25 protein-coding genes and 1 pseudogene are annotated in these 26802 nt (G+C 59.3%); 8 read left to right on the plus strand and 18 right to left on the minus strand.

Annotated elements, in window-relative coordinates; translation table 11 throughout:
• Positions 1-36: 36 nt before the first annotated feature.
• From mscK to G3M63_RS19635, 5 genes and pseudogenes are all read right to left on the minus strand, one after another.
• A complete protein-coding gene (gene mscK, locus G3M63_RS08045) occupies positions 37-3456 on the minus strand; it encodes a mechanosensitive channel MscK (RefSeq protein WP_163982524.1) in 3420 nt (1139 codons plus the stop codon).
• A gap of 514 nt (positions 3457-3970) precedes the next feature.
• A complete protein-coding gene (locus G3M63_RS08050; protein ID WP_163982526.1) occupies positions 3971-5773 on the minus strand; it encodes an acyl-CoA dehydrogenase in 1803 nt (600 codons plus the stop codon).
• An 87-nt stretch (positions 5774-5860) separates the two neighbouring features.
• Complete coding sequence (locus G3M63_RS08055) at positions 5861-6841, minus strand: serine/threonine protein kinase (protein ID WP_163982528.1); 981 nt, start codon at positions 6839-6841, stop codon at positions 5861-5863.
• A gap of 771 nt (positions 6842-7612) precedes the next feature.
• Entirely contained in the window at positions 7613-8143 is a 531-nt protein-coding gene (locus tag G3M63_RS08060) for a ComF family protein (protein WP_256670010.1), read from the minus strand.
• A gap of 9 nt (positions 8144-8152) precedes the next feature.
• A pseudogene (locus tag G3M63_RS19635) lies at positions 8153-8323 on the minus strand (double zinc ribbon domain-containing protein); the annotation flags it as partial.
• Positions 8324-8420: 97 nt separating this feature from the next.
• Between G3M63_RS19635 and bioB the strand changes: the two are divergent.
• The 7 genes from bioB to G3M63_RS08095 all read left to right on the plus strand — a co-directional run bounded on the left by bioB (position 8421) and on the right by G3M63_RS08095 (position 15298).
• Positions 8421-9470 (plus strand): biotin synthase BioB, encoded by a 1050-nt coding sequence (gene bioB, locus G3M63_RS08065; protein WP_163982530.1) that lies wholly within the window; start codon positions 8421-8423, stop codon positions 9468-9470.
• 24 nt (positions 9471-9494) lie between these two features.
• The gene (gene bioF, locus G3M63_RS08070) at positions 9495-10664 is read left to right on the plus strand and encodes an 8-amino-7-oxononanoate synthase (protein WP_163982532.1); all 1170 of its coding nucleotides are present in this window, start codon (positions 9495-9497) and stop codon (positions 10662-10664) included.
• Positions 10664-11380, plus strand: coding sequence for an alpha/beta fold hydrolase (locus tag G3M63_RS08075; protein WP_163982534.1), 717 nt, complete (start codon positions 10664-10666; stop codon positions 11378-11380). The genes bioF and G3M63_RS08075 overlap by 1 nt, the downstream gene beginning before the upstream one ends.
• Positions 11373-12164: a malonyl-ACP O-methyltransferase BioC gene (gene bioC, locus G3M63_RS08080; RefSeq protein ID WP_163982536.1), complete on the plus strand. Its 792-nt coding sequence runs from the start codon at positions 11373-11375 to the stop codon at positions 12162-12164. Before G3M63_RS08075 ends, bioC begins: the two co-directional genes overlap by 8 nt.
• Positions 12165-12179: 15 nt before the next feature.
• Positions 12180-12860, plus strand: a complete 681-nt coding sequence (gene bioD, locus G3M63_RS08085) for a dethiobiotin synthase (RefSeq protein ID WP_163982538.1) — start codon at positions 12180-12182, stop codon at positions 12858-12860.
• A gap of 69 nt (positions 12861-12929) precedes the next feature.
• Complete coding sequence (locus G3M63_RS08090) at positions 12930-13238, plus strand: hypothetical protein (protein ID WP_150301904.1); 309 nt, start codon at positions 12930-12932, stop codon at positions 13236-13238.
• Between the two features lie 254 nt (positions 13239-13492).
• On the plus strand, positions 13493-15298 hold the full coding sequence (locus G3M63_RS08095; RefSeq protein ID WP_150301903.1) for a phenylacyl-CoA dehydrogenase: 1806 nt from the start codon (positions 13493-13495) through the stop codon (positions 15296-15298).
• Positions 15299-15475: 177 nt separating this feature from the next.
• On the opposite strand, the gene egtB is transcribed toward G3M63_RS08095, so the two are convergent.
• From egtB to yjgA, 3 genes are all read right to left on the minus strand, one after another.
• Complete coding sequence (gene egtB, locus G3M63_RS08100) at positions 15476-16675, minus strand: ergothioneine biosynthesis protein EgtB (RefSeq protein ID WP_163982540.1); 1200 nt, start codon at positions 16673-16675, stop codon at positions 15476-15478.
• Complete coding sequence (egtD, locus tag G3M63_RS08105; protein WP_163982542.1) at positions 16672-17655, minus strand: L-histidine N(alpha)-methyltransferase; 984 nt, start codon at positions 17653-17655, stop codon at positions 16672-16674. Before egtD ends, egtB begins: the two co-directional genes overlap by 4 nt.
• 108 nt (positions 17656-17763) lie before the next feature.
• Positions 17764-18285 (minus strand): ribosome biogenesis factor YjgA, encoded by a 522-nt coding sequence (gene yjgA, locus G3M63_RS08110; RefSeq protein WP_150301900.1) that lies wholly within the window; start codon positions 18283-18285, stop codon positions 17764-17766.
• Between the two features lie 102 nt (positions 18286-18387).
• On the opposite strand from yjgA, the gene pmbA reads away from it, so the two are divergent.
• Positions 18388-19746, plus strand: a complete 1359-nt coding sequence (pmbA, locus tag G3M63_RS08115; protein ID WP_150301899.1) for a metalloprotease PmbA — start codon at positions 18388-18390, stop codon at positions 19744-19746.
• A gap of 12 nt (positions 19747-19758) precedes the next feature.
• Here the strand turns inward: pmbA and G3M63_RS08120 are convergent, their stop codons facing one another.
• The 10 genes from G3M63_RS08120 to G3M63_RS08165 all read right to left on the minus strand — a co-directional run bounded on the left by G3M63_RS08120 (position 19759) and on the right by G3M63_RS08165 (position 26680).
• Positions 19759-20031 carry an HPr family phosphocarrier protein gene (locus tag G3M63_RS08120; RefSeq protein WP_150301898.1) on the minus strand — a complete coding sequence of 91 codons (273 nt, stop codon included), beginning with the start codon at positions 20029-20031 and terminating at the stop codon, positions 19759-19761.
• A gap of 1 nt (position 20032) precedes the next feature.
• Entirely contained in the window at positions 20033-20887 is an 855-nt protein-coding gene (rapZ, locus tag G3M63_RS08125) for an RNase adapter RapZ (protein WP_150301897.1), read from the minus strand.
• A gap of 6 nt (positions 20888-20893) precedes the next feature.
• Positions 20894-21352, minus strand: a complete 459-nt coding sequence (gene ptsN, locus G3M63_RS08130; RefSeq protein ID WP_150301896.1) for a PTS IIA-like nitrogen regulatory protein PtsN — start codon at positions 21350-21352, stop codon at positions 20894-20896.
• A gap of 21 nt (positions 21353-21373) precedes the next feature.
• On the minus strand, positions 21374-21682 hold the full coding sequence (gene hpf, locus G3M63_RS08135) for a ribosome hibernation-promoting factor, HPF/YfiA family (protein ID WP_150301895.1): 309 nt from the start codon (positions 21680-21682) through the stop codon (positions 21374-21376).
• Between the two features lie 76 nt (positions 21683-21758).
• Complete coding sequence (locus tag G3M63_RS08140; protein ID WP_150301894.1) at positions 21759-23261, minus strand: RNA polymerase factor sigma-54; 1503 nt, start codon at positions 23259-23261, stop codon at positions 21759-21761.
• 92 nt (positions 23262-23353) lie between these two features.
• Positions 23354-24079, minus strand: coding sequence for an LPS export ABC transporter ATP-binding protein (lptB, locus tag G3M63_RS08145; RefSeq protein ID WP_150301893.1), 726 nt, complete (start codon positions 24077-24079; stop codon positions 23354-23356).
• Positions 24072-24611, minus strand: a complete 540-nt coding sequence (gene lptA / locus G3M63_RS08150) for a lipopolysaccharide transport periplasmic protein LptA (RefSeq protein ID WP_150301892.1) — start codon at positions 24609-24611, stop codon at positions 24072-24074. Before lptA ends, lptB begins: the two co-directional genes overlap by 8 nt.
• Positions 24598-25179: an LPS export ABC transporter periplasmic protein LptC gene (gene lptC, locus G3M63_RS08155; RefSeq protein ID WP_150301891.1), complete on the minus strand. Its 582-nt coding sequence runs from the start codon at positions 25177-25179 to the stop codon at positions 24598-24600. The genes lptA and lptC overlap by 14 nt, the downstream gene beginning before the upstream one ends.
• Entirely contained in the window at positions 25176-25712 is a 537-nt protein-coding gene (locus G3M63_RS08160) for an HAD family hydrolase (RefSeq protein WP_223825096.1), read from the minus strand. The genes lptC and G3M63_RS08160 overlap by 4 nt, the downstream gene beginning before the upstream one ends.
• On the minus strand, positions 25709-26680 hold the full coding sequence (locus G3M63_RS08165) for a KpsF/GutQ family sugar-phosphate isomerase (protein ID WP_163982544.1): 972 nt from the start codon (positions 26678-26680) through the stop codon (positions 25709-25711). Before G3M63_RS08165 ends, G3M63_RS08160 begins: the two co-directional genes overlap by 4 nt.
• Between the last annotated feature and the right edge of the window lie 122 nt (positions 26681-26802).

Raw genomic sequence — 26802 nt, forward strand, 5'->3', positions numbered from 1 at the left:
CTGCTGCAAGCGTATCCGAATGTGCCGTTCGGTACCTCAGGCGCCATCCGGCCCGCGCTGATTCGGGAGTGACTGGTCTGCGGCGCCAGCGGTCGGCATCTCATGAATACTCACTGGCTGCGTGTCACCGTTGGCGGCCTGCTGTGCAGGTCCGGCCGCCAGCGTGCGGCTGTTTATCACGCGTTCCAGACCGTCACTGTTGCGCAGGTTGATATCCAGTTGACGGTAGGCGATAACGATGCCGTGTTCGCGGAACTGCCGGTCGACTTCCCGGTTGATCTCATCAATGGCGAAGTTGCGGTCCATCAACTCGCGCACATGGATACGCAGTTCATGTTCCAGCCGGTGATCGCCAAAATTCAGAAACAGCACCATGGGCTCAGGGTCTTTGAGAACCCGTGGGTTGTCATCGGCGATCTGCATCAGCAGTTCCTTGGTCTTGGCCAGATCAGCGCCGTGAGCAATACCCAGTTTTAGCGACACCCGGGTGATGGTGTCGTCCAGTGACCAGTTGATCAGCTGCTCGGTGACGAAGGTCTTGTTGGGGACGATAATTTCCTTGCGGTCGAAATCGGTAATGGTCGTCGCCCGAATACGTATCTTGTTCACCGTGCCGGACAGCGGGCCGATGGTCACCACATCGCCGATGCGCACCGGGCGTTCGAACAGGATGATCAGGCCGGACACGAAGTTGGCGAAGATCTCCTGCAAACCAAAGCCCAGTCCAACACCCAGCGCGGCGACCAGCCATTGCAGCTTGTTCCAGCTCACGCCGAGCGCCGATAAAGCGAAGAAAATGCCCAGGCTGACAATGGTGTAACTGAGCAGTGTGGTAATGGCGTAACTGCTGCCCTGACGCAGTTCCATGCGCGATAACACCAGCATTTCCAGCAGACCTGGCAGGTTACGGCCGAGGGTGAAGGTCAGCGCCACGATAGTCAGCGCGCCGAGCAGATCGCCGGCACTGATGGGCGCCATCTGTGGGTTGTCGGCGGTGCCAGCGTTGTATTCCCACATGGTCACCGACTCGAGGTAGGAGGCGGCGCTGATAAGATCGGACCAGGTGAAATACACCAGCACGCTGAACATGATGGTCAGGCCGAGACGGGCCAGGCGCAACGACTGCTGGTTGATCTGCTGGATGTCCATCTCGGGCACGTCAATGGTGGCTTCCGGTTCCGGATAATCATGTGGCTGTTCAGCGGTCTGACGTTTGCTCAGCGCGCGCTGATAGGCGAGGCGACGTCCGGCGACGTTGAGGTTACGCACCACTGTGCCTTCGAACAGCATCCAGATGGTGATCAGGTAGAGTGTGCTGATGAACCGGTCAGCCAGTTTTATGGCCGTGTAGTTGTAACCCCAGGCCACCAGCCCGGCCAGCGCCAAAGGTGCCAGCGTCAGAATCAGGGCAGCCAGCAGGTGCAATACACGCGAATCATAGATCGGTTCGCTGCGCTGCATCATGCGCCCCAACAGCCAGGCCAGGCCCACCATGCCGACCAGCATGAACAGGCGGCCCATGACGTCGTCGCCAATCTGCTCAGGGAGGATCTCACCTGTCGCGACCACCAGCACCAGCGGCAACAGAATCCATGCGGCGCGGCGCGTCAGACGGCGCAGGCGCGATACCTGTGCGGGCTCCCAGCGGAAGTGCCGGGTAGCAATGCCCTGCGGATCGAATACGCGATACAGCAGATGAATGATGAACCAGGCCAGCGCCAGTTCACTCAGACCCTGGCCCAGGGCGGGCATAGCCGGCTCCTCACCCAGACTCAACAACAGGCCCACGGAAACCAGCACCATCGGCACCGGGATGATGGTCAACGCCGTCAGCATCAATGCGCGCGGGGTGTGGTGCACACTGTCGCGCCGGAAATGTCCGACATCCTCGTGCAGATTGCGTAACTGTTCACGCAACGCGGGCAGTCGCCAGTTGTAAAAGCCCAGCAACAGACCCAGCAGGACCAGCCAGACAATATGCTCGAGCAGGATGTCGCCGAGCTTTTTAAGCTGCACCAGCGGTTCGATCACATTCCACTGTTCAGCCGCCTTGCGCGGTAAATCGAGCAGCCAGGCGCGGTCCACCGGGCGGTTGCTGGCAACCCAGAAGAGTTGATCGTCGATGCGTCGCTCCAGATCATCGCTGAGCTTTTCAATCTGGCGCTGGTTGATCTGCACGCTGATGGCCAGGCTTAGCAGGGTGTTGATGTTGTCACTCAGCTTGTCGACCAGGCTGATCCGGCTGCTCACCAGACCTTCAAACTCATCACGCAGCTCTTCGCGCTGCTCCTCCGGCAGACGGTTGATCAAGCGGTCGCGGTAGGCAGTGGGATTAACAATCTCATCCCGCAGCTGGTTCAACTCAAACTGGCGTAGCCGCAGATCAGCAATCTGGTCGGCCAGGGTTGCGTCATAGCGGACACTGGGCAGGGCCTGCTTCTGCTGATGCAGGATGCGTGACAGCAGTACGCTACCCTCCAGTACGTCGATCTGTTGTTCCAGTGCGCTTTCAATCTGGCCGAGGCTGTCGACCTGCTGCTTGGTCTGGATGCCCTTGCGGGTGAGCTCACCTACCTGGGTGGTGGCGCGCAACAGTTCTTCGCTCAGCTGCCGATTAATCGCGCCCTGGTCGCTTAGCAGTTGATGATTGCTCGCCTGTAATGCCTGTTCGGTGGCTTCGGTGACTGTCTGCTCGGACTGGCTGCGACGCTTTTCATTGATCACGTCTTGCAGTATCTGAATTTCGACCTCGAAGCTGCTTATCTGCTGGGCGAGCAGGTCGCGCTGCTGGGCGGCCAGATCCTGAAGGAGGTTGTTGGCTGCGAGACGTTGGCGCAGCAGGTCGCTGGAATAGTGCAGGCTCTGCTGTTCGGCGCGCAGCAAACGAATGCGCGCCTGGTTTACTGGCGTCTCACCCTGCCGCTGCAGCGCGCGGATCTGGTCGTTGAGTTCGTTTTCGCGGGTCTGATTCTTGGAGATGCTGGCCTGCGTTCGCTCCGGCCGGGTTTGCGCCGCGATCAGCTCGCTGTTGATGGCGGTCAGCTCATTCTGCGCATTGAACATGCGAGCCACTTTCTCGCCCAGGGCTCTCTCCAGCTCCCCGAGTTCCCTGGCCTCGAAGCTGGCGCGCATCTTGTCGAGATCCTCGACTTCAATGTCTTCCAGCTCCTGTCTCGCACTGCGAATGCGGGCGGGCGCCTCTTGCTTCTGCGTTTGGAGCTCGGCCAGCTGCTCGGTCAGTTTCTCGGTCCGTTGCAGATGCGTCAGTGTTTGCTGGTAAATGTCGCGGAGCTCGGTTTTTTCCGCTTCGCCCAGTGAGGCTTCATCGAGCGCCTGGATCTCAGTGCGCAGGGATTCGATGGCCCCCGTGAGTGCGTCTTGGGCATGCAGAGGAGCAGCGAACGTGACTAGGAAAGCCAGCAGCAGGCCGACGGAAAGCGAGAAAAACCGGGACATGAAGGATGTATCCACAATACGGGTTACTAGGGTCTGTTGACGTTTCATCACGAGCCGCGTTGCTGTGACAAATGTCGCCAGGCAAGGCGCGGGACGCAGGTAATGGTTGTTCCCTTGCCAAGTCCCGCAACGCCGCATGGCGTCATTTGGAACCGCAGCCTAGGCGGCCCCACCCGTAGGGACGGGGCCCGTTTAGCGCAGCACTGCGTTACTCGTCGCTCATTTGGAACAACCACAAAAACGCCTGGAGCGTTTTTGCGCGTAAGCCCCGAAGGGGTGAAACACATGGATGTGTTGAACAAATTTCACTCCTCGCGCCTTGTTCTGCACCAAACGGGCCTCCGTCGCGGCCGTGATGAAACGTCAACAGACCCTAAGGTCGGTGGCGCAGATTAATCCTGCGGGTAGTTCATGGGAAGGTGTCACAATGACAGGAGTGATAGCGAATGTAAGCAGACCGCCCGGGAGGGCGGTCTGTTCAGAGCGAGAAATTCAGGATTAGTTCACAATTTGATCAGAACCATTCGTCCTGCATGTCCAGGCAGGTGGTGTCGCGACGCTCAAGTACCGTCAGAGCCTGATGGCAGCTGGGCACTTCCCAGGTCAAAAAGAACCGGGCGGCCTGCAGTTTGCCCTGATAGAACTCGCGGTCTGCTGCCGAGCCGTTAGCCAGGCCCTGTTGGGCGCGAATCGCCTGTTCCAGCCAGCGCCAGCCGATCACCATGTGTCCGAAGGCATTCAGATACAACGCCGAGTTGGCCAGCGCCTGGTTCACCTGGCCTTTGCCGATGTCGCCCAGCAGCGCCAGCGTTACTTTTCCTATGTGGGCGTGAAGTGATTCCAGCGGCTCGCGCAGTGCGGCGAGTTCATCGAATTCACCCGCGCGGCGGCAGCAGTCCTGGATGAGCGCAGACAACTGCTTCAAGGCTGCGCCATTGTTCATCGCCACCTTACGCCCGAGCAGGTCCAGTGACTGGATGCCGTTGGTGCCTTCGTGGATCGGGTTCAAGCGGTTGTCGCGGTAGTACTGTTCCACCGGATATTCGCGTGTGTAACCCGAACCGCCCAGTATCTGGAGCGCCAGCTCGTTAGCCTTGAGGCAGAACTCCGATGGCCAGGCCTTGACGATGGGCGTCAGCAGATCCAGCAGCTGCAGAGCTGTCTGGCGCTGTTCTTCGGTTTCCAGCGTTTCGGTATCGTCGAACAGACGTGCGGCATACAAGCCCAGATCAAAGGCGCCTTCGACGTAGGCTTTCTGCGTCAGCAGCATGCGCTTGACGTCGGTGTGCTGAATGATCGGCACCTGTCCCGATGTCGGGTCCTTGCCGTCGGGCAGGCGGCCCTGGGGGCGCTCGCGTGCATAATTCAGTGAATACAGATAACCCGCGTAGCCCAGCATCACAGCGCCCATACCGACGCCGATACGTGCTTCGTTCATCATCTGGAACATGTACGACAGCCCCTGATGCGGCTTGCCCACCAGATAGCCTACGCAGTTGTCATTGTCGCCAAAGTTCAGCGCGGTCGAGGTGGTGCCACGCCAGCCCATCTTGTGGAACAGGCCGGCCAGGGTCACATCGTTGCGCTCGCCAAGGGAGCCGTCATCCCTGACCAGAAACTTGGGTACGATGAATAGCGAAATGCCTTTCACACCTGCCGGTGCGTCGGGCAGCTTGGCCAGCACCATGTGCACGATATTGTCTGACAGCGGATGATCCCCGCCGGAAATGAAAATCTTGTTGCCCTTGAGCCGATAGCTGCCGTCTTCGGCCGGTTCGGCGCGGGTGCGGATGTCGGACAGCGAGGAGCCAGCATGCGGCTCGGTCAGCGCCATGGTGCCGAAGAAGCGGCCATCGATCATCGGCTGCAGGAAGCGCTGCTTCTGATCTTCATTGCCGAAGGCTTCGATCAGGTTGGCTGCGCCCATAGTGAGCATGGCGTAGGAGGAGGTCGCTACGTTGGCGGACTGGAAATGCGCAAAACACGCCTGGGATAACAGGTTGGGCATCTGCATGCCGCCCTGCTCGAACGTGCGGGTTGCGTTGAGAAATCCCGCTTCAAGGAAGGCGTCGACCGCGGGCTTGACCTCAGGAATCAGCTCCGCTGCCCCGTTAACGTATTGGGGCTCGTTTTCATCGCTCTTGCGGTTGTGCGGGGCGAAAAACTTTTCCGCGATGGTGCGGGCAGTGCCCAGCGCCGCATCAAAGGTTTCGCGATTATGCTCAGCGAACCGCGGGCGCTGGGTCAGGCTTTCGGCATCCAGTACTTCGTACAACTCGAAGGCCAGATTGCGGGAATCAAGCAGGGTATCTGTCATGGCGCTCGTCTCGAAAATGAACGCCTGGCAGTGTATGCGTTCCGAATATGACTGCAAACGCCTATTGATACTACTTATGTCGCCGGATCAGAACAGCCGAAGCGGTGGCTCATCCAGGGCGGCGCGCTGCTCGCGCAGTGTCAGGATCTGGTCTGCCCAATACCGTTCGCTGGCGAACCAGGGAAAGTGTTTGGGGAACGCAGGGTCATCCCAGCGCCGCGCAAGCCATGCGCTGTAATGGATGAGGCGCAAGCTACGCAGTGACTCGATCAGCGGCAGCTGCCGTGGGTCGAAATCGTAGAACTCGTTGTACCCGTCGGCCAGTTCGGCCAGTTGCGCCTGGCGCTGGTCACGCTCGCCGGACAGCATCATCCATAGATCCTGAATTGCCGGACCCTGACGGCAATCGTCCATGTCGACCATATACAGCAGCTCGTCGCGCCATAAAAGGTTGCCGACATGCAAGTCGCCATGCAGGCGGATGGTGGTATGCGGTGTCGCCGCATAGATTGCATCGACCCGCTCAAGCAAATCGTCGGCGACCGAGAAATACGCAGGTCTCAGATTCTCTGGCACGCTGCCAGCCTCGCGCAGCCAGGCGATACTTTCATGCCCAAAGTTTTGCGGAGTGAGTGACGGGCGATGACTGAACGGGCGCATTGAACCGACCGCATGCAGTCGCCCCAGTAGGCGGCCGAGCATGAGCAGATGGTCTGGATTATCGAACTCGGGCGCGCGACCGCCAAAGCGTTTGAACAAACTGAAGCGAAAGCCTGCATGCTCAAAGAGCGTTTGCCCGTCGATCTGCATGGGGGGGATGACCGGGATTTCCAGATCGGCCAGTTCGAGGGAGAACTGATGCTCCTCGAGTATTGCCTCATCGCTCCAGCGGTGCGGGCGATAGAACTTGGCGATCAGCGGCTGGCCGTCCTCAATACCGATCTGGAATACGCGGTTCTCATAGCTGTTCAGGGTAAGCGTGCGGGCGTCACTGACATAGCCGAGCGATTCCACCGCATCGAGAACGGTATCAGGTGTGAGCAGGGCAAAAGGGTGTAGGTTGTCCATGGCGTCGCACCGTCGGTTTAGGAATGCTCCATGGTGTCATATTTACGGGCGAGATGGATAAGTTCGCTTGTAGCCGGAGGTGTAGCGCGCCCGCGCTAGGCCGATTTTTCGCAGTTCGGCGAAGGGTGACGCTATATCTGGTTTGTATCTGGAGTCAGCTTTCGCCTGGGGGTGTAGCGCGCCTGCGCTACGCCAAACTTTCCGCAACACCGAAGCCCGTCGGCGAACGGCGCTATCAATCTGGTTTATATCTGGATTCAGCTTTCGCGAGGCGACAGGGCCGCGCTGACACGCTGCAAGTACGTCCCTGTAAGCTCGTCGATGACATCCCTGTCATCGCACGGTCATCGCGACCCTGTCGCCTCGCTGCGCGGTGGAGATTTGCGTTGCAGGAGGTAAATGCAGATGGCCGCCTGAGCCGCCTGGGGGTGTAGCGCGCCTGCGCTACGCCAAGTCTTCAACCCCACCGAAGCCCGTCAGCGACCGGCTTCATAACAGCCAAATCGAGGTGTCGCGAGGAATCCCCCTAGCCCCCCTTTTACCAAGGGGGGGAACTGGTCCGGCGTCTTTGATTGTTTTGATGTCTGAGCCACGCGGATGCTGGAACAAGTCCGCCGGCTGTCAGGGTGGAGCAAGTGTTGAAAACAGGGAGGTTTTCACCAAGCCCCCAGGGATGGGTTCACGGCGTCTTGCGGAGTCCTGACAGGCGGCGGGCGGCTAACTCCCAAAATATTAGCGCGCACCTATGCGGCAGTGTCTACGCAAACATCATCAAGCATCAGTCCGCGCCACGCACCAGACACTGACACTAGCCGCACCGGCATCCAGCAACACCCGGCTGGCTTCTCTTACTGTTGTACCCGTGGTCACCACGTCCTCGACCAGGGCGATATGCTTGCCGAGAATCCGCTCTGGTTTGCGGCAAATGAAGGCGTCCTTGAGATTACGGCGTCGGGCTCGGGCGTCCAGCCCCTGCTGAGTCTGGGTCGCACGCTGTCGCAGCAACACACCGTGCTCAACGGGAATGGTCAGGCGTCTGGCAAGCGGACGCGTCAGTTCCATGGCCTGATTGAAGCCGCGTTTTGCCAGGCGCGCGCCATGCAGCGGCATGGGAATCAGGCAATCCGGTAGTGCCTGGTGCCGCTCCCGGTAATGAAAGCGCACCGCGTCAAGCAATAGCAGGGCTAGCATCCGGCCATAGGTCAGTTGATGATGATGCTTGAAAGCCAGGATCAGACTGTCCACGGGGAAGCCATACAGAAAGGGCGCCACGATCTGATTGAAGGCGGGTGGGCTGTTCATGCATTGGCCGCACAGTCCTTCAGTGAGGGGAAGCGGCAGCGCGCATTGCCGACAGTGTGATCCGAGCCAGGGCAGGTCGGCGCGGCAGGCCTCGCAGATTCCCAGTTGGGAATGCACTCCATAGCTCAGACAGAGCAGGCAGGATGTCGTATGGTTATTAATTAACCACTTGTAAACCACGGTTGATTTCAAGGGTTGACGCTATCCGTGTCGTCGCTATGATGCGATGAACGTTGAAGCCAAACCGATCTTCAAGCAAACACTAGGAATGTTTTTGATGACTGCATCCCAAACCCGCCACGACTGGACGCCGGCAGAAGTACTGGCCCTGTTCCGCCAACCCTTCAATGACCTGCTGTTCCAGGCGCAGACGGTGCATCGGCAGCATTTTGTTGCGAACCGGGTGCAAGTCTCGACATTGCTATCGATCAAGACCGGTGCTTGCCCTGAAGACTGCAAGTACTGCCCCCAGTCCGGGCACTACAACACCGGTCTGGACAAGGAAAAGCTCCTTGAGGTGCAGAAGGTGCTCGAAGAGGCCGCTGCAGCCAAAGCCATCGGCGCGACCCGTTTCTGCATGGGTGCTGCCTGGAAGCACCCGTCCGAAAAGGATATGCCATACGTTCTGCAAATGGTTCGGGGCGTGCGCAAGCTCGGCCTGGAAACCTGCATGACGCTTGGCAAGCTGACCAAGGAACAGACCGCTGCGCTGGCTGATGCGGGGCTGGATTATTACAACCATAACCTGGATACCTCGCCGGAGTTCTACGGCAATATCATCACTACGCGCACCTATAGCGATCGTCTCCAGACGTTGTCCTACGTGCGTGACGCGGGAATGAAGATCTGCTCGGGCGGTATCCTCGGTATGGGCGAGTCGCTGGAAGATCGCGCCGGTCTATTGATTCAATTGGCGAACCTGCCGGAGCATCCGGAGAGCGTGCCGATCAACATGCTGGTCAAGGTAGCCGGGACACCGCTGGAAAACGCCGAGGACCTGGATCCCTTCGATTTCATCCGCATGCTGGCTGTGGCCCGGATCATGATGCCGAAATCGCACGTGCGCCTGTCAGCCGGCCGCGAGCAGATGAGCGAGCAGACCCAGGCGCTGGCGTTTTTTGCCGGAGCCAATTCGATCTTCTACGGCGATCGTCTGCTGACCACCTCCAATCCGCAGGCGGAGAAGGATATGCGTCTGTTCGAGCGCCTGGGCATCAAGCCCGAAGAGCGTGAAGAACATGATGATGAAGTGCATCAGGCAGCAATCGAGCAGGCGCTGGTGGAACAGCGCGATAGCGCATTGTTTACCAACGCAGCGGCGGTCTGATCACGCCCCTCACGAGCCTTTACCATGCCCTTCGATCTGACTGCCCGACTGGCTGAACGTCGGGCGGCCCATCTGTATCGTCAGCGACCATTGCTTGAGACGCCACAGGGCGTACGGGTAGTGGTCGATGGTCAGCCGCTGCTGGCGTTCTGCAACAATGATTATCTGGGCCTGGCCAATGATCCGGAGGTAATTGAGGCCTTCGTTGCGGGCGCGCGCACCTGGGGCATCGGCGGCGGCGCTTCGCACCTGGTGGTCGGGCACAGCACGCCGCACCATCAGCTTGAGGAAGCGCTCGCCGAATTTACCGGCAGGCCCCGGGCTCTGCTGATGTCGAGCGGCTATATGGCCAATCTGGGTGCAGTGACCGCGCTGGTAGGGCAGGGCGATACGGTGCTGGAAGACCGTCTGAACCACGCCTCATTGCTGGACGCGGGTTTGCTCAGCGGCGCGCGTTTCTCCCGTTACCTGCACAACGATATCTCAAGCCTGACCTCTCGTCTGGCCAAGGCCACCGGCAATACGCTGGTGGTGACCGATGGCGTTTTCAGCATGGACGGTGACCTGGCTGACTTGCCCGCGGTATGTGCTGCTGCACGAGCAAAGGATGCCTGGGTAATGGTGGATGACGCCCACGGATTTGGTTGCCTTGGTCGGAAAGGTGGCGGCATCGTCGAGCATTATGGGCTGGATGTGAAGGATGTCCCGGTACTCATCGGCACCCTGGGCAAGGCGTTTGGCACGGCGGGTGCCTTTATTGCCGGCAGCGAGGAGCTGATCGAGACCTTGATCCAGTTCGCGCGGCCGTACATCTATACCACCAGTCAGCCACCGGCCGTTGCGTGCGCGACCTTGAAAAGCCTGCAGATCCTGCGTGAGCAGAATTGGCGGCGCGAGCATCTCGGCCGGCTCATCGCGCAGTTTCGCGCCGGCGTGTCCGCTCTGGGCCTGCAATTGATGGACAGCCCCACACCCATTCAACCGATCATTATCGGAAGCAGCGAGCGTGCCGTCGCGGTGTCAGCGGCACTGCGCGAGCGCGGCATCCTGGTTACGGCAATTCGCCCGCCGACCGTGCCGCGGGGGACTGCCCGGTTGCGCGTTACCCTGTGCGCAGCGCACAGTGAGAGCGATGTGGCGCAGCTTCTTGATGCGCTCAAACAAGCCATAGCCGCTGTTCCGGAGTGTGAGTGATGACCAATATTTCCCTGTTGCCTGGTTGGGCGATGTCTGCTGACAGCATGCAGCCGCTGCGCAGTGCGCTGCTTGAGCGGCTGCCCCAGGCGCAGGTTCAATACCATGATTTGCCGCCTCTGCTGATGTCCAATATCGAGACTGACCTGGCGGAACTGGGCGAACGGCTGCCGGAGGGTGTGCTGATCGGTTGGTCACTGGGCGGCGTGTTGGCATTGCAGCTACTGCGTCGTTTTCCAGAAAAATTCAGCACTGTCATTACCATTGCCAGTAATCCCTGTTTCGTCAGTCGCCGGGATTGGCCCGAGGCAATGCCGACCGATACTTTCAAGACCTTTTATGCTGATTACCGCGATGAGCCAGACAAAACGCTCAAGCGTTTCGCTTTGCTGGTTACCCAGGGCAGCGCGCAGGGTAGGGCTCTGAGCCGATCCTTGCAGTGGGATGAGGCGGACCATGAGCAGCGTCTTCACGCCCTGGCGATTCTCGGTGTGCTTGATAGTCGTGCCATCCTGCGGCGCTCCGAGCTGCCGACGCTGCACTGTCTTGCCGGGCAGGATGCCCTGGTTCCTGCAGCAGTTGAAGGTGCGCTTATGGCGCTTGACGATCATTCTCGCGTTGTCGTTTATCCCGAAGCCAGCCATGCCTTGCCGTTGGAGCAACCGCTCTGGCTGGCGGAGCAGATAGCCCAGTTTCTACAGGCCGGCGATGACTGAGCAGGCCATCGACAAACGCCGGATCGCCGAATCATTCGGCCGTGCGGCTACTACCTATGACCAGGCTGCAGCCTTTCAGCGAACGGTGGGTAGTAATCTGCTGGCGCGTTTGCCTAAGGAGTATTGTCCAGATAATACGGCTGATCTGGGTTGTGGCACGGGTTATTTCACCCGGGAATTGCAAGGGCGTTACGGCAGTCCGGTGATGGGGCTCGATCTGGCGGAGGGCATGTTGCAGTTCGCTCGTAACGCGTCACCGGATTGCGGACCCTGGATTACCGCTGATGCGGAAGCGCTGCCGCTACGTGCTGGTTCGCAGGACCTGATCTTCTCGAGTCTGGCGCTGCAGTGGTGCTCGAATCTGCAGATAGCATTAAGCGAGGCGTATAACGCCCTGCGCCCCGGCGGCTATCTGGCGTTCAACACATTGGTTGAAGGCTCGCTTGGTGAGCTGCGCCAGGCCTGGGAGCGGGTCGACGGCTTTGTTCACGTGAATCGCTTCATGCCGGAGGCCGTGTTGCGTGAACTGCTGGCGCGTGCGGGATTTTCGCAGTGTCGTTGCGAGATCGAACAGCACGTCCTGCATTACGCGCAGCTCAGCGAACTGACCCGCGAGCTCAAGGCGCTGGGCGCGCACAATGTAAACCCCGGACGCCCGGAGGGGCTGACTGGCCGCGCCAGGTTGCGCGCGCTAACTGATGCATACGAGCAATTCCGTGGTGACAAAGGTTTGCCTGCCACCTATCAGGTTGCGCAGATCGTATTGACCAAGGGGGCGGCGTAACTGCCGGAGGAAAACATGTTCAAGCGTTATTTTGTTACCGGTACTGATACCGAAATCGGCAAAACCACCGTTGCCGCAGCGCTGCTCCATTCCGGGCGGCAGCGGGGATTGACTACCGCTGCGGTGAAACCCGTAGCGGCTGGCTGCGAGCGCACCGCTGAGGGACTGCGCAACGAGGATGCGCTGGCGCTGATGAATGAGTGCCAGCCGCCATTGGCTTATGAGCTGATCAACCCGGTCGCCCTTGAAGCCGCCATCGCCCCGCATATCGCGGCGCATGAGGAAGACGTGACGCTGACAGCCGCAGCGCTGTCGGCCGGGTGTAAAGCAGTATTCGAGCGCAACGCCGACCTGACGTTGGTCGAAGGCGCGGGCGGCTGGCGTGTGCCCTTGAATGACCGGCAGACGCTGGCCGATCTGGCCGGCTTGCTCGCGATTCCGGTGGTGATGGTGGTGGGTATGCGGCTCGGCTGTATCAATCATGCGCTGCTAACCGCCGAGGCGATCAAGGCCGATGGTCTGGTATTGGCCGGTTGGGTGGCCAACTGCGTGGACCCCGACATGAGCCGGCCCGATGAGAACCTGGCTACCCTCAAGCAACTGATCGAGGCCCCATGTCTCGGCGTGGTCCCCTGGCTGGAACAACCGTCTGCCGGCTCGATTGCTGCGCATCTGGATATCAGCGAGCTGCTTTGAACACGGTGCTACCCATTTGCTGCGGGCTGTGCTTGAATGGCCGTATCGGCTGAAGGGAGGCAAAGTGCCATGGCTAGCTTGGATCTTGTGTCATCGGGGATGAACAGCGTCAGGCAGGGGCAGTATCGTGCGAACACAGCGGCGGCGGAAATCGCACGCAGTGGTGTGCAATCCGATCCCGCAGCCTCGCAAGCCATTCCCGTTCAGCCCGCCAATGGCCAACCCGCCGCCACCACGGCCGTCGATTCCAATCGGCCGGTCAACCTGGTCGACAGTCTTGTCGAGCTGCAGCGCGGTCAACGTGAAGTCGAAGCCGGCGCAGCGGTAATTGATACAGCCAATGAAGTGCTCGGCACGCTGCTCGACGTAACAGCCTGAATCACATTTTCAGTAACCCCTCCTTGGATTCGTTACCCTAACGTCACGGCTGCAATCGCTGCCAGCGGGCGGCTTCGCCGTATCCTGCTTCCCCCAGTCCGAAAAATACTTGCCTGGAGCGACCGCGCGGGCTTGACATGTCTATGCGGTAAACGTAAGTTTCAAACGTCTGTTTGAATGCTGCCTTTGGCAGCCCTGTTTGCAGCGTTCGTCTGCTCTTGAAATCCCGATATAACCGTTGAGGTCAAGTTACCATGCCAGAATACAAGGCTCCCCTGCGTGACATCCGTTTCGTCCGCGACGAAGTTCTGGGTTATGAAGAACACTACAAGAGCCTGCCGGGCTGCGAAGAGGCAACCCCGGATATGGTCGATGCCATTCTGGAAGAGGGTGCCAAGTTCTGTGAGCAGGTTATCGCTCCGCTGAACCGTGTTGGCGACACCGAAGGTTGCACCTGGAGCGCGGAGGGGGTGACCACTCCGACCGGCTTCAAGGAAGCTTACGCCCAGTATGTTGAAGGTGGCTGGCCGAGCCTGGCCCATGACGTAGCCCATGGCGGTCAGGGTCTGCCTGAGTCACTGGGACTGGCGGTCAGTGAAATGATCGGTCAGGCGAACTGGTCCTGGGGCATGTACCCGGGCCTGTCCCACGGCGCCATGAACACACTGGACGCCCACGGTACTGACGAACAGAAGCACACTTATCTGAGCAAGCTGGTGTCCGGCCAGTGGACCGGCACCATGTGCCTGACAGAACCACACTGCGGTACCGACCTGGGCATGCTGCGTACCAAGGCCGAGCCGAATGCCGACGGCAGCTACAAGATTTCCGGCACCAAGATCTTCATCTCTTCCGGTGAGCACGACATGGCCGAGAACATCGTCCACATCGTCCTCGCCCGCTTGCCCGACGCACCGGCTGGCACCAAGGGTATTTCGCTGTTCATCGTGCCGAAGTTCCTGCCTGACGCCAGCGGCGACAAGGGCGAGCGCAACGGTGTGACCTGTGGTTCGCTGGAACACAAGATGGGTATCCACGGCAACGCCACCTGCGTGATGAACTTCGACGCGGCGACCGGTTTTCTGATCGGACCGCCGAACAAGGGTCTGAACTGCATGTTCACCTTCATGAACACGGCCCGTCTGGGTACCGCGTTGCAGGGGCTGGCGCATGCTGAAGTGGGTTTCCAGGGTGGTATCAAGTATGCGCGTGAGCGTCTGCAGATGCGTGCTCTGACTGGTCCGAAGGCGCCGGAAAAAGCAGCTGATCCGATCATCGTGCACCCTGATGTACGCCGTATGCTGCTGACCATGAAGGCCTTTGCCGAAGGTAACCGGGCAATGGTGTACTTCACTGCCAAGCAGGTCGATATCGTCAAGAACAGTCCTGATGAAGCGGCGCGCAAGCAGGCTGACGCATTGCTCGCATTCCTTACGCCGATTGCCAAGGCCTTCATGACCGAAGTTGGCTTCGAAGCGGCCAACCACGGCGTGCAGATTTACGGCGGCCACGGTTTTATCTCCGAGTGGGGCATGGAGCAGAACGTACGTGATGCACGTATCGCCATGCTGTACGAAGGCACCACCGGTATCCAGGCGCTGGATCTGTTGGGCCGTAAGGTACTCATGACCCAGGGCGAGGCGCTCAAGGGCTTCACCAAGATCGTGCACAAGTTCTGTCAGGCGCAGGAAGGCAATGAGGCAACCGCCGAATTCGTTGCTCCCCTGGCGCAGCTGAACAAGGAATGGGCTGACCTGACCATGAAGGTCGGTATGGCTGCAATGAAGGATCGCGAGATGGTCGGCGCAGCATCGGTCGACTACCTCATGTACTCCGGTTACGTATGCCTGGCGTATTTCTGGGCGGATATGGCACGCGTTGCGGCCGGGAAGCTGGCTGAAGGCACTTCCGAGGAAGCCTTCTACAAGGCGAAGCTGCAGACTGCACGCTTCTACTTCCAGCGCATCCTGCCGCGTACGCGCATGCACGTTGAGGCGATGCTGTCCGGTTCTGCGAACCTGATGGATATGGACGAAGAGGACTTTGCGCTGGGGTACTAAGTCGGTTGCGGTATCCGAAGGGCTGCCCCGCATGGGGCGGCCCTTTTTTTTGCCTGGATCTCGCCGGGATAGGTGAGTATCGCGGGCCGGATTTGGGCTCGCCGATGGGGTTGGTGTTGCTGCAGGCTTGGCGTAGCGCAGGCGCGCTACACCCCCAGGTTGGTCCGGCGCAGAGATCTATCGCGCCAACCGCAACCCACTGAACTGCCAGCGCGCCGACGCCGGGAAGAAGTTGCGATAACTGAGGCGAGCATGGCCGGATGGGGTGGCCAGTGAGCTGCCGCGCAGCACCATCTGGTTGATCATGAATTTGCCGTTATATTCGCCGACGGCCCCGGGCGCGGGCTGATATCCGGGGTAGGGCAGGTAGGCGCTATTGGTCCATTGCCATACCTCACCGAACAGGCCCGGCAGCTCCCGGTGTGACGCTGCAGCAAACTCCCATTCCGCCTCGGTGGGAAGTCGCGCCCCGGCCCAGCGGGCGTAAGCGTCGGCTTCATAGAAACTGATATGCATGACCGGAGCGCTGTGGTCGAGCAACTGTTCTCCGTGCAGGGTGAAGCGACGCCAGCTTTCCCCATCGTGACGCCAGTACAAGGGCCCCTGGAGGTGCTCGTTAGAGACCATGTCCCAGCCGTCCGAGAGCCATAGTTCCGGGCGTTCATAGCCGCCGTCGGCCATGAACGCGAGATAGTCACCGTTGCTGACGTTGCGACTGGCAAGCTCGAAGGGCTCGAGCCAGGCTCTGTGCCGCGGGCGTTCATTGTCGAAGCAGAAATCGCTGCCCTGATGGCCGATGTCGATCAGCCCACCGTCAAGGGCAACGAAGGTATTGGCTGCTTGTACATCCGTCGCGCCGTCTGCAGAAGATGACCGCCACGCCGGCAACAGCGGATTCAGGGAAAAGTGGTGTTTCAGGTCGGTGAGCATCAGTTCCTGGTGCTGTTGTTCATGATTCAGACCCAGTTCGATCAGGTCCAGCGCATCCTCGGTCAGATTGCCGGCTTGGATTGCTGCGCGCATGTGAGCGTCAACATGGGCACGGTAAGCAAGCACCTCGTCCAGTGTGGGGCGGGATAACATTCCCCGCTCCGCGCGAAGATGGCGTTCGCCCACCCCGACATAATAGGAATTGAAGAGCACCCTGAACGCAGGGTCGAAGGCTGCGGGTGGGTTTGGCGACGCCGACAGAATAAACGTCTCGAAGAACCAGCTGGTATGCGCCAGATGCCATTTGACAGGACTGGCTTCGGCCATCGATTGCAGCTGGCAGTCTTCAGCCGACAGGCCCTCGACCAAGGCCAGGGAGTACTGGCGTACCTCATGAAAGCGCGCTGCAACGCGGGTCGAGCGAGAGATTGGTTGATGCATGCTCATTGGCCTGGCTCCGCAAGAAAAACACCAAACCATTGGTAAGGATCGGTCCAGAACTGGCATTGGGCAAAACCGGCTTCAATCAACATGTCGCGGAAGCCGTTCGGGGTGTATTTGTGGGAGTACTCGGTGAGCAGGTGTTCGCCGGCGCGAAAGCAGCGGTTGGTCTGGCTGCCAAGCTCTACGCGGTGGTCACGCTGGGCTACCAGTTGCATTTCTATGCGGTTGTGCACGCAATCGTACCGTGCCCGGTGACTGAAATTCGTCCGGTCAAAGTCCGAGCCGATTTTTTGGTTAACCACGTCCAGCACGTGCAGGTTGAATTCTGCGGTGACGCCCGCCGCATCGTCATAGGCTGCCTCGAGGATCTCGACCGGTTTGATCAGATCAATCCCGATCAGCAGCCTGCCATGCTTGCCACAGTTACGGCGAATATTACGCAAAAGCCGTAGCGCATCGGCACGGGCAAAATTGCCGATCGACGAGCCGGGGTAGAAAAATACCGGCGGCGCATCCGGACATTCGCTGAGTAGGGTGGAGAGATCAAGGTCACGGGTGAAATCGCTGACTACGCCAATGCATTCCACTTCGGGGTTATGGGCCGCGACTTCGATCAGCGAGCTTTGCAGGAAATCGCCGGCGATATCGACGCCGACCAGACGTTCGGGGGCGACATGGTGCAGCCATTCGCGAGATTTGCCGCAGTCGCCGCACCCCAGGTCAACCCACTGCGAGCCTGAGGGCAGCACGTCAGCAATTTCCCACGCATAGCGGCGAAATATGCCGGCTTCAGTCCGCGTGGGGTAATACTCGCTGAGCTCGCAGATGCGGTTGAACAGCTGACACCCGGTATCATCGTAAAAATATTTGGAATCAATCCGGGCGGTGGGTTGCAGCAGCCCGTCGAGCAGGCTGGCGTTCTCCTGAAGTACGTCGTGCTGTATAGCGTTTTCGATGCGCGGTAGCGGCAGGGCAATATTCACGGGAAGCCTCAGCGTCAGGTCTACGACTTCTGAAACTAGCAGTCGCGCGCGGCTTTTGCCAACCCGATGCAGGCCAGATTAAGCCATGGTGCCCACGCGGAGCTTTGCTCAACCTTCGTCTTCTACTATTCCGCGGATCAGCTTGAACAGCTTGCGCGAGGCTGCCGGTGGCTTGTTTTCCGCAGTCTCCTTGCCGGCCTGACGCACGAGTTGCCGGAGCTGTTGACGGTCAGTTTGAGGGTACAGTGCGACAAAGGCATCCTGCTCCTCCGGTTTGCCAGTCAGCAACCGGTCACGCCAGCGTTCGAGCTGATGAAAATGTTGAGCGTGCGCCTGACTGCTACTGTCCAGCCGGTCAACGTAAGCCTGTATGGCGTCGATATCCTGATCGCGCATCAGCTTGCCGACAAAGCTCAGATGGCGTTTGAGGGCACCGCGCGCAGTATGCCGGTGGGCTTCATCCAGCGCCCTGCGTAGCTTGTCGGTGAGTTCGAGCTTGTCCAGCTGGGCTGGTTTCAGTTCAGTCAGACGCCGGCCAAGTTCCTGTAACTCATTCAGTTCGCGTTTTACCTGGCTTTTACTCTTGCCCTCGTCTTCGTCGTTCTGCTCTTCGTCGTTAAAATCTGTCATGGTGATCCCATTACGGCCTTTCGCCGGGTCTGTTCGATGCGCCATGATACCCGTTCACACTGCGGCTGTCCGGAGTACAATGGCGACCACAAAGGAGAACTTATGACTGATAACCTGCCTACCCGGAACGATGATCCGCAGGCCCTGCAAGCCGCTCTCGAGCAGCGCGTGGCCTTCATTCTGGACGAGTCGAAACGTCAGGGCGCTTCAGCCTGCGAGGTGGTCGTCAGCCACAATACCGGCCTCTCGGTCGGCGTACGCCAGGGTGAGGTGGAGAACGTCGAATTCAATCGCGACCAGGGCTTTGGTATCACGCTGTATTCGGGTCAGCGCAAGGGTTCTGCCAGCACCTCCGATACCTCCGACGATGCAATACGTTCGGCTATCGAAGCGGCGCTGGTTATCGCCCGTCACGCCTCCGAAGATCCCTATGCAGGGCTTGCTGACCCAGAACTGATGGCCAGGAATTTGCCGGATCTGGACCTCTACCATCCCTGGGAGCTCGGCGCCGAAGCGGCCATCCAGCGGGCCCTGGACAGCGAAGCTGCGGCGCTTGCACTGGACAGCCGGCTGAGCAGCGATGGTTCGCACGTCAGCAGCCACCAGGGTTGCCGGGTCTATGGCAACAGCAATGGTTTCATCGGCAGCTCGATTGGAACGCGGCACAGCGTAGCGACCTTGACCATTGCAGCGGACGCTCAGGGCATGCAGCGCGATTACTGGTATGGCGTGGACCGTATTGCAGAGCGTCTGCCAACTGCCGAGGCACTCGGCCAGAAGGCCGCCGAGCGGACGCTGGCGAGATTGGGAGCGCGCTCCATCAAGACTGCCAGGGTGCCGGTTCTGTTTGCGGCGGATCAGGCCGCCGGGCTGCTCGGGCATCTCGTTGGCGCGATTGCTGGCGGAGCGGTTTATCGTCAATCCACTTTTCTGCTGGATGCGTTAGGCCAGCCGGTATTCCCTGACTGGGTCACGATCGATGAACGCCCGCACCTGAAGCAGGCGCTGGGCAGCACCGCTTTCGACGGCGATGGCCTGGCGACGCGGGAGAAATCCTTCATTGAGCGCGGTGTGCTGCAGAGCTGGATCCTGGGCACCTATTCCGGGCGCAAGCTGGGCTTGCCGAGCACCGCCAACGCTGGCGGGGTGAACAATTTGCACGTGTCCTGCAATATTCCGGGCGGTCTGGATGCTTTGCTCAAGGAAATGGGCACCGGTTTGCTGGTGACCGAACTGATGGGCCAGGGCGTGAATGGCGTGACGGGGGACTATTCCCGTGGTGCGGGTGGGTTCTGGGTCGAAGAAGGTGAGATCGCTTACGCTGTGAAGGAAGTCACTATCGCCGGCAATCTTCGCGATATGTTCGGCCAGCTGCGTTGCGTGGGTGCAGACGAAGAGCGCCGGGGCAATTACCTTACCGGCAGTTGGCTGGTCGACGGCATGACAGTGGGCGGGGAATAAGCGCGACGGCCACTACTCGCCTTCTTCAAAGTAGTTGTTGACCAGTGCCGTCAGCTCTTGCATGGCCTGGTCAGCCTGCTCGCCTTCGCAGGCGATGCAGATCTCGGTTCCCTTGCTCGCCGCCAGCATCATGACCTGCATGATGCTTTTGCCATTGACCATCTGATCCTCGCTGCAACCGATGCGGACATCGCAATCAAAACGGTTCGCTATCCCGACGAATTTGGCTGCGGCCCGTGCGTGGAGGCCTAACTTGTTGATGATCTCGAGATTGGCTTTTGGCATGTCAGGGCAAGTCACGGTGTCGTATCTGCAGGTTGGGGGTATGCGCGCTCAGCTCCCGTACCAGGCGCTCGGCAATATAGACTGAGCGGTGATGCCCGCCTGTACAGCCAATGCCGACGCTCATATAGCTGCGTTCGCCGGCAGCGTAGCGGGGCAGCCACTTTGCCAGAAAATTGTAGATATCCTGATACATCTCCTGAACGTCCGGTTCCCCTTCCAGGTAATCACAAATTTCCTTGTCCTTGCCGCAAAACGGGCGTAGCTCCGCTTTCCAGTAAGGATTGGGCAGGCAGCGCACATCGAACACCAGGTCGGCATCGACCGGTACGCCACGTTTGAATCCGAACGATTGGATCAGCACGGAGGGGGCGTTGCCCTCGCTGCTGAGTAAACGCTGTTTCAGCAGATCACGCAGTTGGTACAGAGTCAGATGGCTGGTGTCGATCTTGAGATTGGCCAGATCAATGATTGGTTCGAGCAAGCGCAGTTCTGCCGCAATGGCTTCACCCAGCGATTTGCTTTCATCCGTCAGCGGGTGCTTGCGGCGCGTTTCCGAGAAGCGCTTGATAAGCACTTCGTCCGTAGCCGCGAGAAACAGCACGTCACAGCGAATTCCGGTATCGCGGACTCGTTGCAGCAGTTCGGGGAAGCGCTCGAGGTCACTCGCCAGGTTACGCGCATCAATACTGATCGCTACCTTCGGCAGGTGTTGGTCGGTGTCGTTGGCCTGTCTGGCCAGCTCGGGTAGCAGCCCGGCGGGCAGGTTGTCGATGCAGTAGAAACCGTTGTCTTCCAACAGATGCAGTGCGGTACTTTTGCCGGAGCCGGATCGGCCACTGACCACAACCAGGCGCATGGATCTTTAACTCCCTTCGTCGGTGCCGATCATCACTTCATAGAGTGTCTGGGCATCAGGTGATTGTCGCAGGGCTTCTCGCAGCGCTTGCTGGTCGAGCTTTTCAGCAAGCATTTTGAGTATCTGCAGATGTTCTTCGGTCGCTTCCTGAGGCACCAGCAGCACAAAGATGAGATCTACCGGTTCGCCATCCAGGGCGTCGAAATCAATCTTGCTGTCGAGCTGTAAAAGTGAGCCTATCGCCTGGGTACACCCAGGCATGCGGCAATGAGGGATGGCAATGCCATGTCCGAATCCGGTCGAGCCGAGTTTCTCCCGGGCAACCAGGCTTTCGAAAATCGCGTCGGGATCCAGGTTGGTGTGCTGAGAGATCAATTTGCCGATCAGCTCCAGCACACGTTTCTTGGATGCCCCCTGCACACCTGCAAAGGTGCGCTCGGGGGTCAGGATATGGTCTATTTGCATGGTCACGCGGCGTTGATGGCCTTAGCGGTCGTTGGCGCCCTGTAGGCGGTTGAGGTTCTTTTCCTTGTATTTGATCAGCTGGCGATCAAGCTTGTCGATCAGCATGTCAATTGCCGCATACATATCAGTGTGTTCTGCGTTTGCGACGACTTCCCCCCCGGAGACATGGAGAATGGCTTCGGCTTTCTGACGCAGCTTTTCAACTTCAAGGATGACCTGGACGTTGGTGATCTTGTCGAAATGCCGCTCGATGCGTGCCATTTTTTCAGTGACGTAATCACGCAATCCGTCAGTGAGCTCGAGTTGGTGACCGCTGATATTGAGTTGCATACGGCTTCTCCTGATTGGCTTTATGTTACTGGGTGAACCCGATCACCCGGTGGTGCCACCTTGATTCCTTGTACTGTCAAACCAGTCGCTTGCGTTCGCTCGATGGAGCGATGTTGAGTGATTCCCGATACTTGGCAATAGTTCGGCGGGCTACGTGAATGCCCTGTTCCTCCAGTAAACCAGCGATCTTGCTGTCGCTCAATGGTTTCTTCGGGTTTTCAGCCGCAACCAGTTTTCTGATCAAGGCGCGGATGGCGGTTGAGGAGAATTCACCGCCCTCACTGGTGCTTACGTGGCTCGAGAAAAAGTACTTGAGTTCGAAGATTCCGCGCGGGGTGTGCATGAATTTCTGTGTGGTGACGCGGGAAATGGTCGATTCATGCATGCCGACTGCTTCGGCAATATCATGCAACACGAGTGGCTTCATCGCCTCTTCGCCGTGCTCGAGAAAACCGCGCTGGTGCTCGACAATTTGCGTAGCGACTTTCATCAGCGTCTCGTTGCGGCTCTGTAGGCTCTTGATGAACCAGCGCGCTTCCTGCAGATGATTGCGCAGGTAGGTATTGTCGTTGCTGGTATCGGCGCGGCGTACCATGGAGGCGTAGGTATTGTTGACCCGCACCTTGGGTACCGATTCCTGGTTCAGCTCGACCACCCAGCGATTGCTGTCACGGCGGACAATCACATCCGGAATCACGTATTCGGCATCGCCGGAGGCAATCTCCGAGCCGGGCCTGGGGTTCAGCGTCTGGATCAGGGCAATGGCATCGCGCAGCTGGTCTTCCTTGAGCTTGGAACGCCGCATCAGCTGGGAGAAGTCGCGGTTTCCGAGCAGCTCCAGATGGTTGTCGACTACCCGTCGGGCCTGCTCGAGCATCGGTGTATCCGCTGGTAGCTGGCGTAGTTGCAGCAGCAGGCATTCACGCAGATCCCGGGCGGCCACGCCCACCGGCTCGAACTGCTGGAGCCTGTGCAGAACCATTTCGACTTCGTCGAGATCCGCTTCCAGCTCCGGGTCAAGGGAGGAGAGAATGTCTTCCAGTGACTCCTGCAGATAGCCGTCGGCGTTGATCCCATCGATCAGCGCTACGGCGATCTGGTAATCCGTTTCGGACATCGGAACCAGGTTCAGCTGCCATTCAAGATGGCTCTGCAGGGTTTCGCCGGTGCCGGTGCGCGATGTGAAGTCCCAGTCTTCGTCATCGTTGCTGGGCAACGAGCTAGCCGAGGTCTGGTAGACGTCTTCCCACTGAGTGTCGACCGGCAGTTCGTTGGGTATCTGCTCATTCCAGCTGCCTTCTTCCTGCGCCTGGCCGTGTTGTTCGATGGCATCAAGGGCGACGGGTTCGGGCATGGTGACCGCCGGGGCGTCATCGTTATCGGATGCGTTGTTGCCGGCATCGCCAGAAAAATCGTCATCGCCATCATCCGCCATTTCAAGCAACGGATTGGCTTCGAGCGCCTCCTGAACCTCCTGTTGTAGATCCAGGCTGGAAAGTTGAAGCAAACGGATGGCCTGCTGCAGCTGGGGCGTCATGGTCAGCTGCTGCCCCATCTTGAGGACGAGCGTTGGTTTCATTTTCCGTTGAACTACCTTGTGCGCTGAATCAGAACCGTGGGAGCGCCGCGTGGCGCTTTGCCTTTAAGATCATGCCTGAAGCCAAGCGGCTTTTATAGACGGAAGGCGTGACCGAGGTAGACGTCCCTCACCAATTGATTGGATAACACGGTTTCCGCGTCTCCTTCGGCAATGATGTGTCCGTCATTTACAATGTAAGCCTTGTCGCAAATATCCAGGGTTTCGCGCACGTTGTGATCGGTAATGAGTACGCCGATGTCCTTGTCCTTGAGATGCTGGATAATCTGCTTGATGTCATTGACCGATATGGGGTCCACGCCGGCAAAAGGCTCGTCGAGCAAGATGAAGCGGGGCTCAGTGGCCAACGCGCGGGCGATTTCTGCTCGTCTGCGCTCACCGCCGGACAGGCTCATGCCCTTGCTGTCTTTCAGGTGATGGATATGGAATTCGCGCAGCAGGGATTCGAGTTTGCCCTCGCGGCCCTTGCGATTAAGGTCCTTGCGGGTCTCGAGAATTGCCATGATGTTCTCGCCAACAGTCAGCTTGCGGAAGATTGACGCTTCCTGCGGCAGATAACCAATGCCCTGACGGGCGCGGCCATGCATGGGCAGACCGGTCACATCCACGCCGTTGATCTGGATCTTGCCCTCATCGGCTTTGACCAGCCCCACGATCATGTAGAAACAGGTCGTTTTGCCTGCGCCGTTAGGCCCCAGCAGACCCACGACTTCGCCGCTGGTAATCGACAGGGAGACATCCCGCACCACTTTGCGCGATTTGTAGGCTTTGGCCAGATGGTGCGCCTGTAGCTTAATCATTGCTGGCCGGCTCCGGCTCGGGCGTACGATTGCGCGGCTGGATCACCATCTCGATGCGGCCGGGCTGTTCGGCGTTTTCGCCGGGGCGCCCGGCATCAACGACTTCCTCCGCAACGTTATAGGTGACGTACTCGCCTTCAAATGTGTTGCCGTCCTGGTCCAGGTGGGCATTGGTGATCAGGACCACCCGTTCCTCGGCCGCATAGTATTCAATGGTCCGCCCGCGTGCATTGACCGGGCCCTTGCCCGGGTTTGGCGTCTGCCTGAATGTCGCGGGGTTGCCCACGCTGACGATCTTGCGGACTTCGCCCTCGGCGTCAGTGGTCAGCGTCACTTCGTTACCCGTCAGGCGCATGCTGCCCTGGGTCACGATGACGTCACCGGTATACACAGCGATGTTTCGCCGGTCATCGAGGTTGGCCGTATTGGCTTGAATGCGGATGGGCTGGCTGCTGTCTTCAGGAAGGGCGATTGCCTGAAAACAGGGGCCGAGCAACAGGGCAACAAGCGCCAGGGATTTAACGCACCTCATGTAGGCCTCGTACGTTGGACAGCAGCTGCATGCGGCCGTCTTGGAAATAGACATGCATGCCAGTGGCGGTAGTGACGCCGCTGGCTGCTTCGATTCTAACGTCCTGATCGGTCTCGGCGTAATCCCTCGCGGGAAATACCGTCAGCGCCGACGTGGTCATTTGCGATACCGGCTCATCGGGTATTTCCTGCTTGAGCAAGACATCATCGTTCAGCTGCACCCGGTCACCGCCTTCGGTGATCCACCCGGTTTGCGATGTCACTAACCAGGGCTGTTGTTCGTCTGCACGGAAATACAGCAGATTCGGCGCTTCCAGTCGGGTGCTGTCCTCGGTGGCAAGGTGCGTAGCGCGCCGGCTGGTCAGCTCATAGCGCACTGTGCCATCGGGATTGAGCATAGTGATCTGGCTGTTTTCCATGAAGAAATCAGGCTGCGTCGGATCATCCACCAGCACCGTTTCAGTGAAGCTGCCGGGTCGGATGTTCCAGTAGCCCATCGCCAATGCGATCGCCAGCGCCAGGCCGACGATGGCACCCACTACCAGGTAGCGAGGCGGATTGAAACTCACAGGTAAGCAGCCTGCGCGGCGTCAAGCGTGCCCTGGGCGCGCATGATCAGTTCGCAGAATTCGCGTGCAGCGCCCATCCCGCCAGCATTGTGCGTTACGCCGTGGGCATGCTCGCGCACAAAGGGGTCAGCGCTGGCAACGGCCATACCCAGCCCGACCTGACGCATGACCGGCAGATCCGGGAGGTCGTCCCCAAGGAACGCGATCTGTTGATCCTTGAAATTGACCCGCTGGCGAAGCTCCTCCAGCGCGTTGAGTTTGTCTTCGCGGCCCTGAATCAGGTGTTGGATGCCCAGGTTGGCGGCGCGCTTTTCGACCAGGGGAGAGTTGCGTCCGCTGATGATTGCGGTCTCGACACCCGAAGCGATGAGCATCTTGATGCCGTGACCGTCCAGCGTGTTGAAGGACTTGAACTCGGTGCCGTCCGGCATGAAATAGAGCCGTCCGTCAGTCAGTACGCCGTCGACATCAAAGATCGCCAGGCGTATGGCCTGGGCCCGTTCAAACAGGTGCATTTCATTGGACTGGTTCATACTACTCCTGCGCGTAACAAGTCATGCATGTTCAGGGCGCCAACCGGTTTGCCGGCGTCGTCGACCACGAACAGGCCGTTTATCTTGGCGTCCTCCATTACCTTCAACGCCTCGGCAGCCAGCGCACCCTGCGTCACGGTTTTGGCCCGTGGGGTCATGACGCTGGCGATGCTGGCGCTATGGATGTCGACGCTGTGATCGAGTGTGCGACGCAGATCGCCGTCGGTGAATATGCCAATCAGCGAACCACTTTCGTCTGCAACGCCGGTCAGGCCGAGCCCTTTGCGGGTCATTTCCAGGAGCGCATCGCGCAGGCGTGTCTCGGGCGTGACCATCGGCATACGCTCGCCAGCGTGCATGATGTCATCGACCAGGAGCAACAGGCGTCGCCCGAGTGCGCCGCCGGGATGTGAAAAAGCGAAATCCTCTGCACTGAAGCCGCGGGCCTCCAGCATGGCAATAGCCAGGGCATCGCCCATTACCAGCGCAGTGGTGGTGCTTGAGGTGGGAGCCAGATTCAGCGGGCAGGCCTCCATCTCCACACCGGTGTGCAGGTTGGCCACGGCGGCCCGTGCCAGCGTGGAATCCGGATTTCCGGTAATGCTGATCATCGGCACGCCAAGGCGCTTGATCAGTGGCAACAGGGTGACCAGTTCGGCGGTGTTGCCTGAATTCGACAGGGCGATGACTACATCCTCGCGGGTGATCATGCCCATATCGCCATGGCTGGCTTCGCCGGGATGCACGAAGAAAGCCGGCGAGCCGGTACTGGCAAGGGTCGCGGCCATCTTGCGCCCGATGTGGCCGGATTTGCCCATACCTGTGACGACTATGCGCGCCTTGCAGTCCAACAGGGTCTGACAGGCGCGGCTAAAGTGCTGGTCCAGTCTGGCCAGCAGGCTGTCAACGGCGTCGCGCTCCATGCTGATGGTGCGCTGTGCTGAGGCGATGAAATCGAATTCGGACATGGGATATGCGTCTTGGTGTGGTCAGGCCGCGAGTATAACGTCTTGTTTCGCCCAACTCACCCCGGGTCGAAGCCGGTTTTCGGGTAGCGCTGCATTATCCGGCGCGCAACGAACAACTACGC

The organism is Pseudomonas sp. OIL-1, from assembly GCF_010669185.1.
GTDB classification, from domain to species: Bacteria; Pseudomonadota; Gammaproteobacteria; order Pseudomonadales; family Pseudomonadaceae; genus Halopseudomonas; species Halopseudomonas profundi.

Excerpts from the sequence above, each read along its gene's own strand:
- yjgA (WP_150301900.1), bottom strand. The coding sequence starts at position 18,285 with ATGACAGATTTTAACGACGAAGAGCAGAACGACGAAGACGAGGGCAAG.
- hpf (WP_150301895.1), bottom strand. The coding sequence starts at position 21,682 with ATGCAACTCAATATCAGCGGTCACCAACTCGAGCTCACTGACGGATTG.
- G3M63_RS08090 (WP_150301904.1), top strand. The coding sequence starts at position 12,930 with ATGGCTAGCTTGGATCTTGTGTCATCGGGGATGAACAGCGTCAGGCAG.
- G3M63_RS08075 (WP_163982534.1), top strand. The coding sequence starts at position 10,664 with ATGACCAATATTTCCCTGTTGCCTGGTTGGGCGATGTCTGCTGACAGC.
- bioB (WP_163982530.1), top strand. The coding sequence starts at position 8,421 with ATGACTGCATCCCAAACCCGCCACGACTGGACGCCGGCAGAAGTACTG.
- G3M63_RS08055 (WP_163982528.1), bottom strand. The coding sequence starts at position 6,841 with ATGGACAACCTACACCCTTTTGCCCTGCTCACACCTGATACCGTTCTC.
- bioC (WP_163982536.1), top strand. The coding sequence starts at position 11,373 with ATGACTGAGCAGGCCATCGACAAACGCCGGATCGCCGAATCATTCGGC.
- bioD (WP_163982538.1), top strand. The coding sequence starts at position 12,180 with ATGTTCAAGCGTTATTTTGTTACCGGTACTGATACCGAAATCGGCAAA.
- G3M63_RS08095 (WP_150301903.1), top strand. The coding sequence starts at position 13,493 with ATGCCAGAATACAAGGCTCCCCTGCGTGACATCCGTTTCGTCCGCGAC.
- ptsN (WP_150301896.1), bottom strand. The coding sequence starts at position 21,352 with ATGCAAATAGACCATATCCTGACCCCCGAGCGCACCTTTGCAGGTGTG.
- lptA (WP_150301892.1), bottom strand. The coding sequence starts at position 24,611 with ATGAGGTGCGTTAAATCCCTGGCGCTTGTTGCCCTGTTGCTCGGCCCC.
- G3M63_RS08140 (WP_150301894.1), bottom strand. The coding sequence starts at position 23,261 with ATGAAACCAACGCTCGTCCTCAAGATGGGGCAGCAGCTGACCATGACG.
- G3M63_RS08165 (WP_163982544.1), bottom strand. The coding sequence starts at position 26,680 with ATGTCCGAATTCGATTTCATCGCCTCAGCACAGCGCACCATCAGCATG.
- rapZ (WP_150301897.1), bottom strand. The coding sequence starts at position 20,887 with ATGCGCCTGGTTGTGGTCAGTGGCCGATCCGGCTCCGGCAAAAGTACC.
- G3M63_RS08060 (WP_256670010.1), bottom strand. The coding sequence starts at position 8,143 with ATGAACAGCCCACCCGCCTTCAATCAGATCGTGGCGCCCTTTCTGTAT.
- G3M63_RS08120 (WP_150301898.1), bottom strand. The coding sequence starts at position 20,031 with ATGCCAAAAGCCAATCTCGAGATCATCAACAAGTTAGGCCTCCACGCA.
- bioF (WP_163982532.1), top strand. The coding sequence starts at position 9,495 with ATGCCCTTCGATCTGACTGCCCGACTGGCTGAACGTCGGGCGGCCCAT.
- lptB (WP_150301893.1), bottom strand. The coding sequence starts at position 24,079 with ATGATTAAGCTACAGGCGCACCATCTGGCCAAAGCCTACAAATCGCGC.
- egtB (WP_163982540.1), bottom strand. The coding sequence starts at position 16,675 with ATGAGCATGCATCAACCAATCTCTCGCTCGACCCGCGTTGCAGCGCGC.
- mscK (WP_163982524.1), bottom strand. The coding sequence starts at position 3,456 with ATGTCCCGGTTTTTCTCGCTTTCCGTCGGCCTGCTGCTGGCTTTCCTA.
- G3M63_RS08160 (WP_223825096.1), bottom strand. The coding sequence starts at position 25,712 with ATGAACCAGTCCAATGAAATGCACCTGTTTGAACGGGCCCAGGCCATA.
- pmbA (WP_150301899.1), top strand. The coding sequence starts at position 18,388 with ATGACTGATAACCTGCCTACCCGGAACGATGATCCGCAGGCCCTGCAA.
- G3M63_RS08050 (WP_163982526.1), bottom strand. The coding sequence starts at position 5,773 with ATGACAGATACCCTGCTTGATTCCCGCAATCTGGCCTTCGAGTTGTAC.